This is a genomic window from Clostridium sp. CM036 (assembly GCF_055081135.1).
The window spans coordinates 2,746,528-2,764,001 of the sequence record NZ_CM143652.1 but is presented as its reverse complement, the minus strand read 5'-3'; the positions used below and the strand labels follow the sequence as shown (position 1 = coordinate 2,764,001).

9 protein-coding genes, 2 tRNA genes and 3 rRNA genes are annotated in these 17,474 nt (G+C 35.4%); all 14 read left to right on the top strand.

The features are described from left to right. The first annotated feature begins 7 nt into the window (after positions 1–7). The 14 genes from yaaA (at position 8) to ACWJKE_RS12875 (ending at position 17,365) form a co-directional block, all read left to right on the top strand. Entirely contained in the window at positions 8–214 is a 207-nt protein-coding gene (gene yaaA / locus ACWJKE_RS12940) for a S4 domain-containing protein YaaA (RefSeq protein WP_165411853.1), read from the top strand. A gap of 141 nt (positions 215–355) precedes the next feature. Further along, positions 356–1,447 carry a DNA replication/repair protein RecF gene (gene recF, locus ACWJKE_RS12935; RefSeq protein ID WP_216302186.1) on the top strand — a complete coding sequence of 364 codons (1,092 nt, stop codon included), beginning with the start codon at positions 356–358 and terminating at the stop codon, positions 1,445–1,447. Positions 1,448–1,487: 40 nt separating this feature from the next. Further along, positions 1,488–1,751 carry an extracellular matrix regulator RemB gene (gene remB / locus ACWJKE_RS12930; RefSeq protein WP_165411855.1) on the top strand — a complete coding sequence of 88 codons (264 nt, stop codon included), beginning with the start codon at positions 1,488–1,490 and terminating at the stop codon, positions 1,749–1,751. Between the two features lie 20 nt (positions 1,752–1,771). Beyond that, complete coding sequence (gene gyrB, locus ACWJKE_RS12925; RefSeq protein ID WP_216302188.1) at positions 1,772–3,676, top strand: DNA topoisomerase (ATP-hydrolyzing) subunit B; 1,905 nt, start codon at positions 1,772–1,774, stop codon at positions 3,674–3,676. A 137-nt stretch (positions 3,677–3,813) separates the two neighbouring features. Continuing rightward, positions 3,814–6,384, top strand: coding sequence for a DNA gyrase subunit A (gyrA, locus tag ACWJKE_RS12920; RefSeq protein ID WP_304518724.1), 2,571 nt, complete (start codon positions 3,814–3,816; stop codon positions 6,382–6,384). 531 nt (positions 6,385–6,915) lie between these two features. Next, positions 6,916–8,433: ribosomal RNA gene (locus ACWJKE_RS12915) — 16S ribosomal RNA — on the top strand. Positions 8,434–8,725: 292 nt separating this feature from the next. Beyond that, positions 8,726–11,651: ribosomal RNA gene (locus tag ACWJKE_RS12910) — 23S ribosomal RNA — on the top strand. A gap of 190 nt (positions 11,652–11,841) precedes the next feature. Further along, a 5S ribosomal RNA gene (gene rrf, locus ACWJKE_RS12905) occupies positions 11,842–11,958 on the top strand. Together the 16S, 23S and 5S rRNA genes with 2 tRNA genes alongside form the textbook arrangement of a ribosomal RNA operon. An 8-nt stretch (positions 11,959–11,966) precedes the next feature. Then, a tRNA-Ile gene (locus ACWJKE_RS12900) sits at positions 11,967–12,043 on the top strand. Positions 12,044–12,048: 5 nt separating this feature from the next. Beyond that, a tRNA-Ala gene (locus tag ACWJKE_RS12895) sits at positions 12,049–12,124 on the top strand. 125 nt (positions 12,125–12,249) lie between these two features. Then, a complete protein-coding gene (locus ACWJKE_RS12890) occupies positions 12,250–12,768 on the top strand; it encodes an HDIG domain-containing metalloprotein (protein WP_462958862.1) in 519 nt (172 codons plus the stop codon). 174 nt (positions 12,769–12,942) lie between these two features. Next, positions 12,943–13,458: a transcription repressor NadR gene (locus tag ACWJKE_RS12885; protein WP_216304407.1), complete on the top strand. Its 516-nt coding sequence runs from the start codon at positions 12,943–12,945 to the stop codon at positions 13,456–13,458. Positions 13,459–13,483: 25 nt separating this feature from the next. After that, complete coding sequence (locus ACWJKE_RS12880) at positions 13,484–14,647, top strand: DUF362 domain-containing protein (protein WP_462958861.1); 1,164 nt, start codon at positions 13,484–13,486, stop codon at positions 14,645–14,647. Positions 14,648–14,677: 30 nt separating this feature from the next. After that, on the top strand, positions 14,678–17,365 hold the full coding sequence (locus ACWJKE_RS12875; protein ID WP_462954344.1) for a UPF0182 family protein: 2,688 nt from the start codon (positions 14,678–14,680) through the stop codon (positions 17,363–17,365). The last annotated feature ends 109 nt before the right edge of the window (positions 17,366–17,474 follow it).

Below are 17,474 nucleotides of genomic sequence, written 5' to 3'. Positions count from 1 at the left end.
TTTTGAAATGAATGAAATAAAAATAGAAACAGATATAATAAAATTAGATTCTTTTCTAAAATGGGCTGGGATAGCTTGTTTAGGTTCAGAAGCAAAATTTTATATCAAAAATGAGGATATTAAAGTCAATGGAGAAATAGAAACTCAAAGAGGTAAGAAATTATCTAAAGGCGATATAATTGAGTTTAACAGCGAAACTTATAAAATAATTTAAATTATATGAATGCACCGGAAAATTTTAAAATAATCTCCGGTGCACAATTTATGTCTATAATAATAAAATTTATAAGAAGTTATTTATATATATAAAATAATAAACTTATATATATATGTTATAATCATAATAGGTGATTGTATGCATATAAAATATTTACAACTTGAAAATTTCAGGAATTATAATAAATTATTTATAGAATTAAATAAAGGTACTAACGTATTTGTAGGGGATAATGCACAAGGAAAAACAAATATTTTGGAAGCTATTTATTATTGTAGTTTAGCTAAGTCTCACAGAACCAATAGGGATAAGGAATTGATAAATTGGAACGGCACAGAAGCATATATAAAGCTTTATGTGTGTAAAACTAGATTAGATAAAAAAATAGAAATAAAGATTTTTAAAGAAGGTAGAAAAGGAGTTAATATAAATTCTATAAAAGTTCAAAAACTCTCCGAGTTAGTAGGAAGTTTCAATGTGATTATGTTTTCACCCGAAGATTTAAATATTGTTAAAGAATCTGCATCATACAGGAGAAAATTCTTAGATATAGAGCTTTGTAAGTTAAGCCGTCGTTACTACTATAGTTTATCGCAATATAAAAAAGTTTTGAATGAGAGAAACTTGACTATAAAAAAATGGAATACAAATAGTGATATTATAGATGTATATGATAAGCAACTTAGTGAATTCGGTGCAATTATAATAAAAGATAGAATAACTTATATAGAGAAATTAAACAAAATATCAAAAACAATACATAGCAATATAACATCCAAAAGTGAAGTAATAGATATTAAATATCTAACGCCTATTAAGGAGTTAGATAATATACGAGAAAATTTTTACTTGCTTTTATGTAAAAATAGGAAAAGAGATATAGAAACTAAAACTACATCAATAGGCCCACATAGGGATGATTTTTCCATAGACCTTAATGGTATCAATGCTAGAATATTTGGATCCCAAGGTCAACAGAGAACTTCAGTTTTAACAATTAAGTTTGGAGCTCTAGCGATAATAAAAGAACTAACTGGAGAATACCCAGTATTATTACTTGATGATGTTTTGTCTGAATTAGATACAAAAAGGCAAGAATATATATTAAAATCTATAAAAGAAGTTCAAACATTAATTACATGCAACGGGATTAATGATATAAGAAAATATTTAAACTCAGGAAGTAAGATATTTGAAGTTATGTCAGGCGAAGTAAAAGTAATGACATAGATTCAAATAAAGTAGAATGTATTATCAAGGAGGATATTATATGTTTTTACATTTAGGGGAAAATGTAGTAGTGCCTATAAAAGACATTATAGGTATATTTGACATGGAAACTACTATGTATAGCTCGGACACTATCCAATTTTTAAGAATGGCCGAAGAAGATGGTTTTGTAGAGCGGATAACAAAAAATATTGCTAAATCTTTTGTAATTGCAGAGGTAGATAAAAAAAGTAAAATATATATATCACCAATATCATCTTCAACTTTATGCAAAAGAACAGAAACTGTATATTATGCGCTTTAGAGTAAGTTAGGAGGATATACATGGAAAATAATAATATTTATGACGAAAGTCAAATACAAGTACTTGAAGGATTAGAAGCAGTAAGAAAAAGACCTGGTATGTATATAGGTAGCACTAGCATTAGGGGTCTTCATCACTTAGTTTATGAAATTGTAGATAATAGTATTGACGAGGCCTTAGCAGGCTTTTGTAAGAATATTAATGTAATTATACACAAAGACAACTCTATAACTGTTATAGATGACGGTCGTGGTATGCCCGTAGGAATGCATCATAAAATGAAAATACCTACTGTAGAAGTTATAATGACTGTACTACATGCAGGTGGTAAATTTGGTGGTGGAGCATATAAAGTATCCGGTGGTCTTCATGGTGTTGGTTCATCTGTAGTTAATGCATTGTCTGTGATTTGTGAAGTAGAGGTTAAAGTTGATGGTGATATATGGAAACAAACTTTTTCAAAGGGTAAAACTACTAGTACACTTGTAAATATAGGAACAACGCAGGAACATGGAACAAAAGTGTTCTTTACCCCTGATCCAGAAATTTTTGAAGAAATTGATTTTGATTTTGAAACTTTGTCTCAAAGACTTAGAGAGTTGGCCTTTTTAAATAAAGGTTTAAGAATAACCCTTGAAGATGAACGAGAAGAGAAAAAGCAAGATTTCTTGTATGAGGGAGGAATAAAATCTTTTGTAGATTATTTGAATAGAAATAAAGGAACAATTCATGAAACCATATACATGGAAGGAAATAAGGATGATTATGTTGTTGAAATAGCATTACAATACAACGATACATATACAGAAAATATATTTTCATTTGCTAACAATATAGATACTGTGGAAGGTGGAACACACCTAGTTGGTTTTAAGTCGGCATTAACAAGAGTAGTAAATGATTATGCTAAAAAATTTGGGTTTTTAAAGGAAAATGATAAAAACCTATCAGGTGAAGATGTAAGGGAAGGTCTTACAGCAGTAATATCTATAAAGCTTACTGATCCTCAATTTGAAGGGCAAACAAAAACTAAACTTGGTAATAGTGAAGTAAGGGGCATAGTTGATAGTATAGTTGGTGAGTCTATCAGTAATGTTCTAGAGGAAGATCCACAACTAGGTAAAAACATAATTGATAAAGCATTAAATGCAGCAAGAGCTCGCGAAGCAGCAAAAAAAGCAAGAGAATTTACAAGACGAAAGTCTGTACTAGAAAGTACTACACTTCCAGGTAAATTATCAGATTGTGCTTCAAAAGATCCTATGGAATGTGAGATATATCTGGTGGAGGGTGATTCAGCGGGTGGTTCAGCAAAACAGGGTAGAGACAGAAGATTCCAAGCTATACTTCCTCTTAAAGGAAAAATAATGAATGTTGAAAAGCAAAGAATTGATAAAATGCTCGCATCTCTAGAGATTAGGGCTATGATAACCGCTTTTGGTGCTGGTATAGGAAAGGATTTTGATGTAAAAAAAATAAGGTACGATCGTATTATTATTATGACAGATGCGGACGTAGATGGAGCACATATTAGAACTTTATTACTAACATTTTTCTATAGATACATGAAAGAATTAGTAGAGCAAGGACACGTATATGTAGCTCAACCTCCACTATATAAAGTTTCTAAAGCCAAAAAAGAGCATTATGTATATACTGACAAGGAATTAAAAGCTTTGCTTTTAGAAATAGGCGGAAAAGATAATAACACCGATATACAAAGATACAAAGGTCTTGGGGAAATGGATGCACACCAACTTTGGGATACGACAATGAACCCTGAAGAGCGTATACTCCTTCAGGTACAGGTTGAGGATGCAATGGCAGCGGATGAAATATTCACTATTCTTATGGGCGATAAAGTAGAACCTCGTAGAGAGTTTATACAAGAAAATGCTAAAGGTGTGCTTAACTTAGATATATAGCTTGATAATGCATTCAAGCAGATCAATCTACTACTACGAAGGTTAATCCATTAAGGTAATTACCGTCACCCATGGAGTATGATGAAATTGCTTTCTAGAGTGGCATTAAAATATTTTGTTTAAAGAGGTGTAACATGATTAATAATCAGGGAAAAATTTTACCTATTGATATAAGACGTGAAATGAAAAAATCTTATATAGATTACGCTATGAGTGTTATTGTAAGCCGTGCGCTTCCAGATGTACGAGATGGGCTTAAACCTGTCCATAGAAGAATATTATTCTCTATGCATGAATTAGGATTAACACCAGAGAAAGGATACAGAAAATGTGCCAGAATTGTAGGGGATGTTTTAGGTAAATATCACCCACATGGGGATACTGCAGTGTATGGTGCATTAGTTAGAATGGCTCAAGATTTTTCACAAAGATGTACGTTGGTAGATGGGCATGGAAATTTTGGGTCTGTAGACGGTGATTCAGCGGCGGCAATGAGATATACAGAAGCTAAAATGAGCAAAATTACAACGCAAATGCTTAGAGATATTAATAAAGAGACAGTAGATTTCATTCCTAATTTTGATGGAGAAGAAAAGGAACCATCAGTGCTACCATCAAGATTTCCTAATCTTTTAGTTAATGGATCAACAGGAATTGCTGTAGGGATGGCAACCAATATACCTCCACATAACCTAATAGAAGTTATAGACGGAGTACTTATGGTTATTGATGAACCAGAAGTTGCTATAAGTGAATTAATGACAAAAATAAAAGGTCCAGATTTTCCTACGGGAGGAATTATCCTAGGAAGAGCAGGAATAAAAAGTGCCTATGAAACAGGAAGAGGAAGAATCCTCGTAAGGGCTAAAACTGATATTGAAGAGAACAAAGGCAGAAATACGATAATAGTAACAGAATTACCTTATCAAGTTAATAAAGCAAAACTTATAGAAGGTATTGCAGATTTAGTAAAAGATAAGAAGATAGATGGAATATCAGATTTAAGAGATGAATCAGATAGAGAAGGTATGAGAATTGTTATAGAACTAAAAAGAGATGCAAACCCTAATATAGTATTAAATAGGCTATTTAAACATACGAGGATGCAAGATACTTTTGGGGTTATAATGATAGCACTTGTAAATGGTGAGCCTCAAACTTTAAATTTAAAACAAGTTTTAGTTCATTATTTAGACCATCAAAAAGATGTAATAAGAAGAAGGACTCAATTTGATCTTGATAAAGCATTAGCTAGAGCTCATATTTTAGAAGGTATGAAAATTGCGCTAGACCATATTGATGAAGTAATTCGTTTAATAAGATCATCTAAAAATATTAGTGAAGCTAAAGAAAGTTTAATTAATGCTTTTGATTTATCAGAAAAACAAGCAACTGCTATTGTTGAAATGAGACTTGGGAGACTTACAGGTCTTGAAAGAGATAAAATAGAAGCTGAGTATAACGAAATAATGAAGACAGTTAATTATTTAAAAGGAATCTTAGCAGATGAGATAGTATTATTGAACATAATTAAAGACGAACTTATAGAAGTTAGAAATAAATATGGTGATACTAGAAGATCGTCAATAGAAAAAAACCCATACAGTATAGATGAGGAAGATTTAATTCAAGAGCAAGATATTGTAATAACGCTAACTCATGCAGGGTATATAAAGAGGCTTCCAGCTGATACTTATAGTGCTCAAAAAAGAGGGGGTAGGGGGATACAAGGTGTTACTACAAAAGAAGATGATTTTGTGGAACATATTTTTACAACTACCACTCATAATAATATTTTATTCTTCACAAACAAAGGAAAATCATTTAAATTAAAAGCATATGAGATTCCAGAAGGTGGAAGAACAGCTAAGGGAACAAACTTGATAAATATTATACCTTTAGATAGCGATGAAAAGATTCAAGCAGTTATATGTCTTAAGGAATTCTTAGAGGATAATTATCTTGTAATGGGAACAAAACATGGCTTAATTAAGAAAACATCACTTGATAAATATGCTGCTATAAGAAAGAATGGTTTAAATGCAATAAATTTAAGAGAAGATGATGAACTAATTGGAGCTGCAATAACTACTGGAGATAGCGAAATGCTGTTTGTTACAAGAAATGGTTATTCTATAAGATTTAGTGAAAAAGATGTAAGAGGTATGGGAAGAACTGCAACTGGAGTTAAGTCTTTAACTTTAAGACAAGGCGATATTGTAGTGTCTATGAATATAGTTAAGCCTGAAGAAGAACTTTTAGTTATAAGTGAAAATGGATTTGGAAAGAGAACCTTGGTTTCAGAATACTCACTCCAACGTAGAGGTGGTAAGGGCGTAATAACTTATAAGGTGTCAGATAAAACAGGAAAACTTGTAGGGGCTAGAATAGTAAAAGATGGAGACGAAATGATACTTATAAACAGTAATGGTGTTGTTATAAGATTAAATGTAGATGGAATATCAACTACAAGTAGGAATACCATGGGAGTTACTTTAATGAGGAATGGAGAAGGAGATAATATAGTTGCTATAGCTAAAATAAATTGTAGTGATGAAATTAATACAGATGAGAATTCTTTGCAAGAAGAAACAAATTCTGTACAAGAAAAAGCTGACTCTGTTCAAGAGAACATTAAAGAAACTTCTGATAATGAGGAACATGAATTAGAAACAACTAGTGAAGTAAATGATAAAATAGAATATTAAAATATTAAAGTACTTATTTGGAGTTATTTCAAATAAGTACTTTTTTTAATCTGTGGTTATGTATTATAACTAACCTAGTGTATCTCAAGCAGTAAATCAGAGAAAAACAAAGATATATATATAAGGATTAGTATAATCTATGTAGGAATAGAACTATTGTAAATACAGTAATAAATAGATTTGATACAATATTCCTTGTCGTTACGAATTAGTAACAATAGCAGTTTAATTTTAAAGATCAAATAATTTTCTAAACTCAAAATAATATTTGAAAAAATAGAAAAATATATTGACAATTTTAAAATTAAATAGTAAAATAGTAGAAGTCGTCACATGATGACAAAATAAATTGGTCTTTGAAAATTAAACAGAGAAATAGGTAAAGATAGCGAAATAATATTTCGTTAAACCAGTTAATTACTTTAGTATAAAGTGAAATTTAGTCGTAAGATTAAAAGTATGTAATGAGCTTGCGTAACAACTTAACAGTTGTCGCAGATTAATCATTTCAACTAAAAAAGTGTAAACTTTTAAATTGAGAGTTTGATCCTGGCTCAGGACGAACGCTGGCGGCGTGCCTAACACATGCAAGTCGAGCGATGAAACCTTTCGGGGTGGATTAGCGGCGGACGGGTGAGTAACACGTGGGTAACCTGCCTCAAAGAGGGGAATAGCCTCCCGAAAGGGAGATTAATACCGCATAATATGTTTTGGTCGCATGATCGAAACATCAAAGGATTTTTCTTCGGAAAATTCCACTTTGAGATGGACCCGCGGCGCATTAGCTAGTTGGTGAGGTAACGGCTCACCAAGGCGACGATGCGTAGCCGACCTGAGAGGGTGATCGGCCACATTGGAACTGAGACACGGTCCAGACTCCTACGGGAGGCAGCAGTGGGGAATATTGCGCAATGGGGGAAACCCTGACGCAGCAACGCCGCGTGAATGATGAAGGCCTTCGGGTTGTAAAGTTCTGTCTTCTGGGACGATAATGACGGTACCAGAGGAGGAAGCCACGGCTAACTACGTGCCAGCAGCCGCGGTAATACGTAGGTGGCAAGCGTTGTCCGGATTTACTGGGCGTAAAGGATGCGTAGGCGGACATTTAAGTCAGATGTGAAATACCCGAGCTTAACTTGGGTGCTGCATTTGAAACTGGGTGTCTAGAGTGCAGGAGAGGTAAGTGGAATTCCTAGTGTAGCGGTGAAATGCGTAGAGATTAGGAAGAACACCAGTGGCGAAGGCGACTTACTGGACTGTAACTGACGCTGAGGCATGAAAGCGTGGGGAGCAAACAGGATTAGATACCCTGGTAGTCCACGCCGTAAACGATGAATACTAGGTGTCGGGGGTCGAACCTCGGTGCCGCCGTTAACACATTAAGTATTCCGCCTGGGGAGTACGATCGCAAGATTAAAACTCAAAGGAATTGACGGGGGCCCGCACAAGCAGCGGAGCATGTGGTTTAATTCGAAGCAACGCGAAGAACCTTACCTAGACTTGACATCCCCTGCATAACCCAGAGATGGGCGAAGTCCTTCGGGACAGGGTGACAGGTGGTGCATGGTTGTCGTCAGCTCGTGTCGTGAGATGTTGGGTTAAGTCCCGCAACGAGCGCAACCCTTATCATTAGTTGCTACCATTAAGTTGAGCACTCTAGTGAGACTGCCCGGGTTAACCGGGAGGAAGGTGGGGATGACGTCAAATCATCATGCCCCTTATGTCTAGGGCTACACACGTGCTACAATGGTGAGTACAAAGAGATGCAAGACCGCAAGGTGGAGCCAAACTCAAAAACTCATCCCAGTTCGGATTGTAGGCTGCAACTCGCCTACATGAAGCCGGAGTTGCTAGTAATCGCGAATCAGCATGTCGCGGTGAATACGTTCCCGGGCCTTGTACACACCGCCCGTCACACCATGAGAGTTGGTAACACCCGAAGTCCGTGAGGTAACCGTAAGGAGCCAGCGGCCGAAGGTGGGATTGATGATTGGGGTGAAGTCGTAACAAGGTAGCCGTAGGAGAACCTGCGGCTGGATCACCTCCTTTCTAGGGAGTAGATGTATTGACTTCGGTCGATGCAATAGAAGAATATTAATTTGTTCTTCAAAAATATCTATTGTAATTAATCGTACCTAGTTCTCTGTTTAATTTTGAGAGACTAATTTTATCTAACTCTTAGGAGTTAGATAATGAATAGTTTTTCTTAAAATGTTCTTTGAAAATTGCACAGTGAAAAAAGTTGTTTTAAAAAAATTAAAACTACGCAAGTAGTTTATAAATTAATTTAATACAATTTCGCAAAATTAATATAACCGTCTATGTAAATAGACAGAATCAAGGTCAAGCTACAAAGGGCGCATGGCGAATGCCTTGGCACTAGGAGCCGAAGAAGGACGCGTTAAGCTGCGATAAGCTTTGGGTAGGCGCAAATAGCCTGTGATCCAAAGATTTCCGAATGGGGGAACCCACATAGTAACAACTATGTACTGCATACTGAATAAATAGGTATGCAGAGGTAGACCCGGGGAACTGAAACATCTAAGTACCCGGAGGAAGAGAAAGAAACATCGATTTCCTAAGTAGCGGCGAGCGAAAGGGAAAGAGCCCAAACCCAGGTCTTTGATCTGGGGGTTGAGGATAGATCATAAATACTGCAATTCCTTAATTGAAGATAGCTGGAAAGCTGCTCCGCAGAAGGTAATAGGCCTGTAAATGAAAAGGAAAAACAGTCAGATCTAATCCAGAGTACCACGAGACACGTGAAACCTTGTGGGAAGCTGGGAGGACCACCTCCCAAGGCTAAATACTACCTAGTGACCGATAGTGAAGAAGTACCGTGAGGGAAAGGTGAAAAGAACCCCGGAAGGGGAGTGAAATAGAACCTGAAACCGTGTGCCTACAACCGGTCGAAGCACTTTATATGTGTGACGGCGTGCTTTTTGTAGAACGAGCCAACGAGTTACGATATGTAGCAAGGTTAAGTACTTAAGGTACGGAGCCGAAGGGAAACCAAGTCTGAATAGGGCGCATAGTTGCATGTCGTAGACCCGAAACCGGGTGACCTATCCATGGCCAGGATGAAGCGGAAGTAAAATTCCGTGGAGGTCCGAACCACGTTGGTGTTGAAAAACCATGGGATGAGCTGTGGATAGCGGAGAAATTCCAATCGAACTCGGAGATAGCTGGTTCTCCTCGAAATAGCTTTAGGGCTAGCGTCGATTAATTGAGTAATGGAGGTAGAGCACTGAATGGGCTAGGGGCTGACAACAGTTACTGAACCCTATCAAACTCCGAATGCCATATACTTTTATTTCGGCAGTCAGACTGCGAATGATAAGATCCGTAGTCAAAAGGGAAACAGCCCAGACCATCAGCTAAGGTCCCAAAGTGTAAGTTAAGTGGAAAAGGATGTGGGATTTCTAAGACAACTAGGATGTTGGCTCAGAAGCAGCCACTCATTTAAAGAGTGCGTAATAGCTCACTAGTCAAGAGATCCTGCGCCGAAGATGTCCGGGGCTAAAACTTACCACCGAAGCTATGGGTGTACACAATTGTGTACGCGGTAGAGGAGCTTTCTGTACTGGCTGAAGTCATACCGTAAGGAGTGGTGGACGGTACAGAAGTGAGAATGTTGGCATGAGTAGCGAGAGTTAAGTGAGAATCTTAACGGTCGAAAACCTAAGGTTTCCTGAGGAAGGCTCGTCCTCTCAGGGTTAGTCGGGACCTAAGCCGAGGCCGAAAGGCGTAGGTGATGGACAATCGGTTGATATTCCGATACCACCAATGGACGTTATTAGAAATGGGATGACGCAGGAGGATAAGATGTGCACACTATTGGATGTGTGTCTAAGCATTTAGGCGGAGCAGACAGGCAAATCCGTTTGCTCTTAACGCTGAGATGTGATGGGGAAGGGAATTTATTCCTGAAGTATCTGATTCCACGCTGCCAAGAAAAGTCTCTATCGAGGATATTGGTGCCCGTACCGCAAACCGACACAGGTAGGTGAGGAGAGAATCCTAAGACCATCGGAAGAATTGTTGTTAAGGAACTCGGCAAATTGACCCCGTAACTTCGGGAGAAGGGGTGCCTACGTAAGTAGGTCGCAGAGAATAGGCCCAAGCAACTGTTTAGCAAAAACACAGGTCTCTGCTAAAGCGAAAGCTGATGTATAGGGGCTGACGCCTGCCCGGTGCTGGAAGGTTAAGGGGATTACTTAGCGCAAGCGAAGGTATGAACTTAAGCCCCAGTAAACGGCGGCCGTAACTATAACGGTCCTAAGGTAGCGAAATTCCTTGTCGGGTAAGTTCCGACCCGCACGAATGGCGTAATGATTTGGGCACTGTCTCAACAACACATCCGGCGAAATTGTAGTGCAAGTGAAGATGCTTGCTACCCGCGATTGGACGGAAAGACCCCGTAGAGCTTTACTGTAGCTTAGCATTGAATTTCGGTATTGTCTGTACAGGATAGGTGGGAGACTGAGAAACATGGGCGTCAGCCTGTGTGGAGTCATCCTTGGGATACCACCCTGACAGTACTGAGGTTCTAACTGGAGGCCATGAATCTGGTCACAGGACATTGTTAGGTGGGCAGTTTGACTGGGGCGGTCGCCTCCAAAAAAGTAACGGAGGCGCCCAAAGGTTCCCTCAGCGCGGTTGGAAATCGCGCGAAGAGTGCAAAGGCAGAAGGGAGCCTGACTGCGACACTTACAAGTGGAGCAGGGACGAAAGTCGGGCTTAGTGATCCGGTGGTACCTCGTGGGAGGGCCATCGCTCAACGGATAAAAGCTACCTCGGGGATAACAGGCTGATCTCCCCCAAGAGTCCACATCGACGGGGAGGTTTGGCACCTCGATGTCGGCTCGTCGCATCCTGGGGCTGAAGTAGGTCCCAAGGGTTGGGCTGTTCGCCCATTAAAGCGGCACGCGAGCTGGGTTCAGAACGTCGTGAGACAGTTCGGTCCCTATCCGTCGCGGGCGTAGGAAATTTGAAGGGAGCTGTCCTTAGTACGAGAGGACCGGGATGGACAAACCTCTGGTGCACCAGTTGTCACGCCAGTGGCATCGCTGGGTAGCTATGTTTGGAAGGGATAAACGCTGAAAGCATCTAAGCGTGAAGCCCACCCTGAGATGAGATTTCCCATAACTCGCACGTAAGTGCGATGTTAGTAAGACTCCTGGAAGACCACCAGGTTGATAGGTTAGAGGTGTAAGCATGGTAACATGTTCAGCTGACTAATACTAATAAGTCGAGGGCTTGACCTAAATATATAATTAAAAGTAATGCGATATACTTCTTCTGCAGGAACCATTTCTTTCGTAAGAAAGAAACTAAGCTTCTGACAAAGGAAGAAGATTAATTCACTGTGCAATTTTGAGAGAATATCTCATAAAGTATATTGACAAGTTAACAATAGCTTGGTATACTTTAATTGTAAGGTTAATGCCTTATAAATCTGGTGATTATGGCATGAAGGTAACACCCGTTCCCATACCGAACACGAAGGTTAAGCTTCAATGCGCCGATGGTACTGCAGGGGTGACCTTGTGGAAGAGTAGGTTGTCGCCAGGTCAATACATGGATCTTTAGCTCAGCTGGTTAGAGCTACCGGCTCATAACCGGTCGGTCCGGGGTTCGAGTCCCTGAAGGTCCACCATATGTGGGGATATAGCTCAGCTGGGAGAGCACCTGCCTTGCACGCAGGGGGTCAAGGGTTCGATTCCCTTTATCTCCACCAAAAAACAGTCCAAATATGGGCTGTTTTTTATTTCGTTAAAAATTAGTCCTTAACGACATTTCAAAAGGAAATGATTTAATTATAGATTTATTAGGTAAGATGTATTACAATATAAAAGCAATAATATGAAATATGAAAGGAACTTTATGATGTCACTATATAGAGTAAAGCAGTTTTACAGGTCAATGGTTTCGAAGATTAATGATGAAGATTTAGAGTTTCTTAAAATGCATTTAGAAACTTATGAATTACAATTATTAAACCAATTACCTACTTATGAGCAAAAACACTGTATAAATGTAGCTAGGGATGTAAAATTAACTTGTAATCAAAGAAAGTTAGAATCAAATGATTTGATAAAGGTTGCATTGCTTCATGATATAGGTAAAATATATAATAGTATGAATCCAATAGATAAAGCTATAATGGTTATAATTAACAAGGTGACAAATGGAAAAATTAGAACATATAAGAAAAATAAAAATGTTAATATTTATTATAATCATGGATATATAGGATATAGTTTATTAAGGAAGTATGGTTACAACGATAGAATTTTATTTTTAGTGAAAAATCATCATAATAATAATATAACAGGTGATATAGAATTAGATTTATTAAAAGAATGTGATGATAGAAATTAAGAAACTAATATATAGTTTCTTTTTTTGATTTATCACAGTAAAAGTATATATTAGATAAATATACTTATAAAAAAGGATGCTTTTAATTTAAAATCATTTATATGTTATAAAGTATTTCTAATAATACATAAAGAGTGATAGAATATAATTAAATACAAATATTGGGAGGAAAGAATGGATTCAAAGGAAAGAAGAGGATATATTAAAAACAAATTATTTAAAGACAATATTACATGTAAAGGTAACTTTTTAGCAGAGAAACTAGGGGTTACAAGACAAGTTATAGTAAAAGATATTGCAATTATAAGGGCAGAAGGTGTAAATATAATTGCGACTTCAGAAGGTTATTTAATACCTAAAGAAGAAAGTAATTATGTAAGGCGGGTAATTGCAGTTTCACACACAAGAGACGATATATATAATGAGCTTGAATGCATTGTAAAATTTGGGGGTATAGTAGAGGATGTAACAGTAGAACACTCTTTATACGGTGAAATAAGAGCAATGCTCATGATAAAGACAATTATGGATATTGAGAAATTCACAAGAAAGTTTAAAGAATTTAGTGCCAAGCCATTATCCTCGTTAACTAAAGGAATACACTTACATACTATAAAAGCGGATAATGAAGAGATTATAGAGTGTATTATAAAAGAATTAAAAAATAAGAATTACTTAATTTGTGAGTAATTTAATTATTAAAGGAGAAAGTATTATGGAAAATGTTGCACTTTTAAAATGTACGGAATATGATGTCGATTTAGTAGAAAAAAAGTTGCGAGAGGGATTTGAATTATTGGGTGGACACCAATTTTTGAAACAATTAATACCAAAAAACAGTAAAGTACTTTTAAAGCCTAATATGTTAAGTGTTGAGAGTAAAGGATCGCCAGTAGTAACTCATTATGCTGTTTTTGAAGCAGTAATTAGAGTTATTAGGGAATATTCTAGTTACATTAGCTTTGGTGATTCGCCTGGCTTCGGAGATTCAAGAAAAGCAGCAGAAAAATCTGGTCTTATGGAGGTTGCTGATAAATACGGAGTTACTTTTGAGGATTTTAAAGAGTCAGTACATATTAAATTAGATAATTCTGTTTTATGTAAATCTTGGAATATCTCTAAAGCTGCTTATGAGGCAGACGTTGTTATATCACTGCCAAAACTTAAAACACATGCTATGGCCTATTATACAGGAGCTGTAAAAAATCAATTTGGTTGTATACCAGGAGCGCAAAAAGCAACTTGGCATACAAGAATGCCTGATGCAAATAATTTTTGCAAGATGCTTTTGGATTTGAATACGGCCGTTGGGACTAATTTTGCTATTTTAGACGGTATAATTGCTATGGAAGGTAATGGACCTAAAAGTGGACAGCCATATAAAATGAATACTTTAATTATGGGACAGAGCTTAACAGCTGTGGATTCCACTGCCGTTAGACTTATAGGTTACGATGATCCTTTGGATACACCTGTTTTAAAAGAAGCATATGATAGCAAATGGGGAGTAGTACTTTCAAAGGATATAAACATACTTGGTGAAGACTTAGAATCTATGAAAGCAAAAGATTTTAAACTATGTAGGAAGGGAGGTAACTTTTATTTTATAAACCCAGGGGTAACTAATTTTCTAAGAGAAATGATAGCACCAAACCCAACCCTAATTAAAGAAAAATGCATAGGGTGTGGAAGGTGTGCTGAGGTATGTCCAGAGAAGCCTGCGGCGATTGAGATGGTACTAAAAGGAGACATATTAAATCCTAAATGGAATATGCATGAATGTATTAGATGTTTTTGTTGTCAGGAATTATGCCCAGTTGGTGCAATTGAAACAAAATATTCAAAGTTAGCTAAATTACTAAAATTAGATAAGAGGTGATTTTTTACGAAAAGAAAAAAGACCGTAGCTATCATTATAGCAATAATAGTAATACTTTTAGCTTTCTTAGGTAACATAATTAATTTTGCTATAAACATACAGTGGTTTAAGGAAGTAGGATATTTATCAGTATATTTTACTAAATTAACATCAATTTTAAAGTTAATGATACCAGTGTTTATGGTGAGTTATATTGCAATATGGATGTATTATAAAACATTTAAAAGTAGTATTTTAAGATGGAAAAAGGTTGTTGAAGTGAATAAAAATAAAGAAAGATTAAAACGCAAAATTATTATATTTATAAATGTTATAATCTCTTTTATAGTTTCGATTACCTTTGCTTCTAACTATTGGTATACAATACTGCAGTTCGCGAATGCTACAAGTTTTAATACTGTAGACCCATTATTTAAAAAAGATATTTCATTTTTTATATTCAAACTTCCATTAATTGAATCACTATATCGAATGTTCATAACTTTGCTAGTAGTATTAGTAATTATTACTATAGTAATATACATTACATTAACTGCTAAGGATCATATATTACATTCCAATAAAGAAAATATATTTTCTAAACTTAAAAACTTTAAGAGTGGAATAACTAAATTTGCAGGAAGGCAGCTTTCCATAGTGTCTTCACTAATATTTATGCTGGTAGCTCTTGGATACTTAGTAAAAGCTTGGAATCTAGTATACTCGCCAAGAGGAATAGTATTTGGAGCAGGATATACAGATATACATGTAACCTTAAGGTTTTACCAAACAATAGCGGTGGTATCTTTAATTGCAGCCATAATTACATTTATAAGTATACTAAAATATAAAACAAAGCCTGTGATTATATCTGTTATTGTGGTTGTTGCATTAATTTTTGGGGAACATATAACAGCAAATCTAGTTCAAAAGTTTCAAGTTCAATCGAATGAAAAAACTTTAGAAAAACCATATATTCAATATAATATAGACAATACGAGAAAAGCTTTTAATTTAGCCACCATAGGAGAAGTTCCATTTGAAATAAAAAATGATTTAACGAAAGAGGATATTAATTTTAATAAAGATACTATTGATAATATAAAAATAAACTCTTTTAAACCAGCATTAGAATTTTATAATCAATTTCAATATATGAGGTTTTATTATGGATTTAATGATTTAGATATTGATAGATATAATATAAATGGGAAATACAATCAAGTATTTATTGCACCAAGAGAAATTGAGTTAGAGTCATTAAAAGACAATTCAAATACTTGGCAAAATAGACATCTAGTTTATACTCATGGATACGGTGTGGCTATGAGTAAGGTAAACTCTGTAACAAGTGAAGGTCAGCCGGATTTTGTGATTAATAATATACCTTTAGAAAATAAAACAAGTATAAAAACAGATAATCCTAGAATATATTTTGGTGAAAGTACCAATGATTATAGTATAGTCAATACAAAAATTGGAGAGTTAGATTATCCTAAGGGTGGAGAAAACCAAATTAATAACTATGATGGAAAGGCTGGAATAAAGATGAGCGTCGCAAATAGAATTTTATTTGCAATAAATAAAAAAAGTACTCAGTTTTTATTATCCAACGATATAACTTCTAATAGTAAAATATTAATTGATAGAAATATAGTTCAAAGAGTAAAAAAAATTGCTCCATTTTTAACATATGATAGTGATCCATACATTGTAATTAACGAAGGAAGATTATACTGGATTATAGATGCATATACAACCTCCGATAGATATCCGTTTTCACAGCCACAAAATGGTGTGAATTATATGAGGAATTCAATTAAAGTTGTCATTGACGCAGTAGATGGAATACCTGAATTTTATATAGTTGATAAAAAGGATCCTATAGCAAATAATTATTCAAAGATATTTACAAAACTATTTAAGCATTCAGAGACAGTTCCTAGTGGTATAAAAGAACATCTTAGATATCCAGAAGTCTTATTTAATTTACAATGTAATGTACTTGGTAAATACCACATAACTGATCCTGGAGTATTTTATAACGGAGATGATGTGTGGTCTATAGCAACTAACAAAGAGAAGGTTGAGGGTAAAAATGAAAAAAACAAAGCTTCTTATGTAATAATGAAACTACCGAATGAAAGCACAGAAGAAATGATCTTACTTGAATACTTCAACACTAAAGGGCGAGATAACATGGTATCGTTATTGGCAGCAAGGATGGATGGGGACAATTATGGGAAAATGGTTTTATATAAATTCCCACCGAAGCAAACAGTATATAGCCCTGTACTATTTAAACAAAAGATGAATCAGGACACTATAATATCAAAAGAATTATCACTTTGGAATACACAAGGTTCACAAGTCCAATTTGGAGAAACATTAATTATACCAATTAAAAATTCTTTGATTTATGTAGAGCCTATGTATTTGAGAGCTAAAGGCGAGAAAAGCATACCAGAGATGAAAAAGGTTATAGTGTCTTATGGTGATAAAATAGTTTTAGCTGATAATATAGAGTTAGCGCTTGAACAAATATTTGATTATACAGACAAAAATAATATATCCCAAACTAAAGAAAAATCAAATTTAGATGAAAAATCATTGGAAAATATAAAAATTGCTAAAGAAATTTATAACAAGGCGTTGGAAGCTCAAAAAAATGGTAAGTGGGCTGAATATGGGATATTTATAAAACAATTAGGTGATACATTAAATAAAATAAGTGAGTAAAATATATTTAAATATAGTTAACATAATCAATCATATTAAAACCTCCTCAGTTTTAAATAGGATTATGTTACATTGTATTATCATGGAATGTTATCTTAGGACATATATT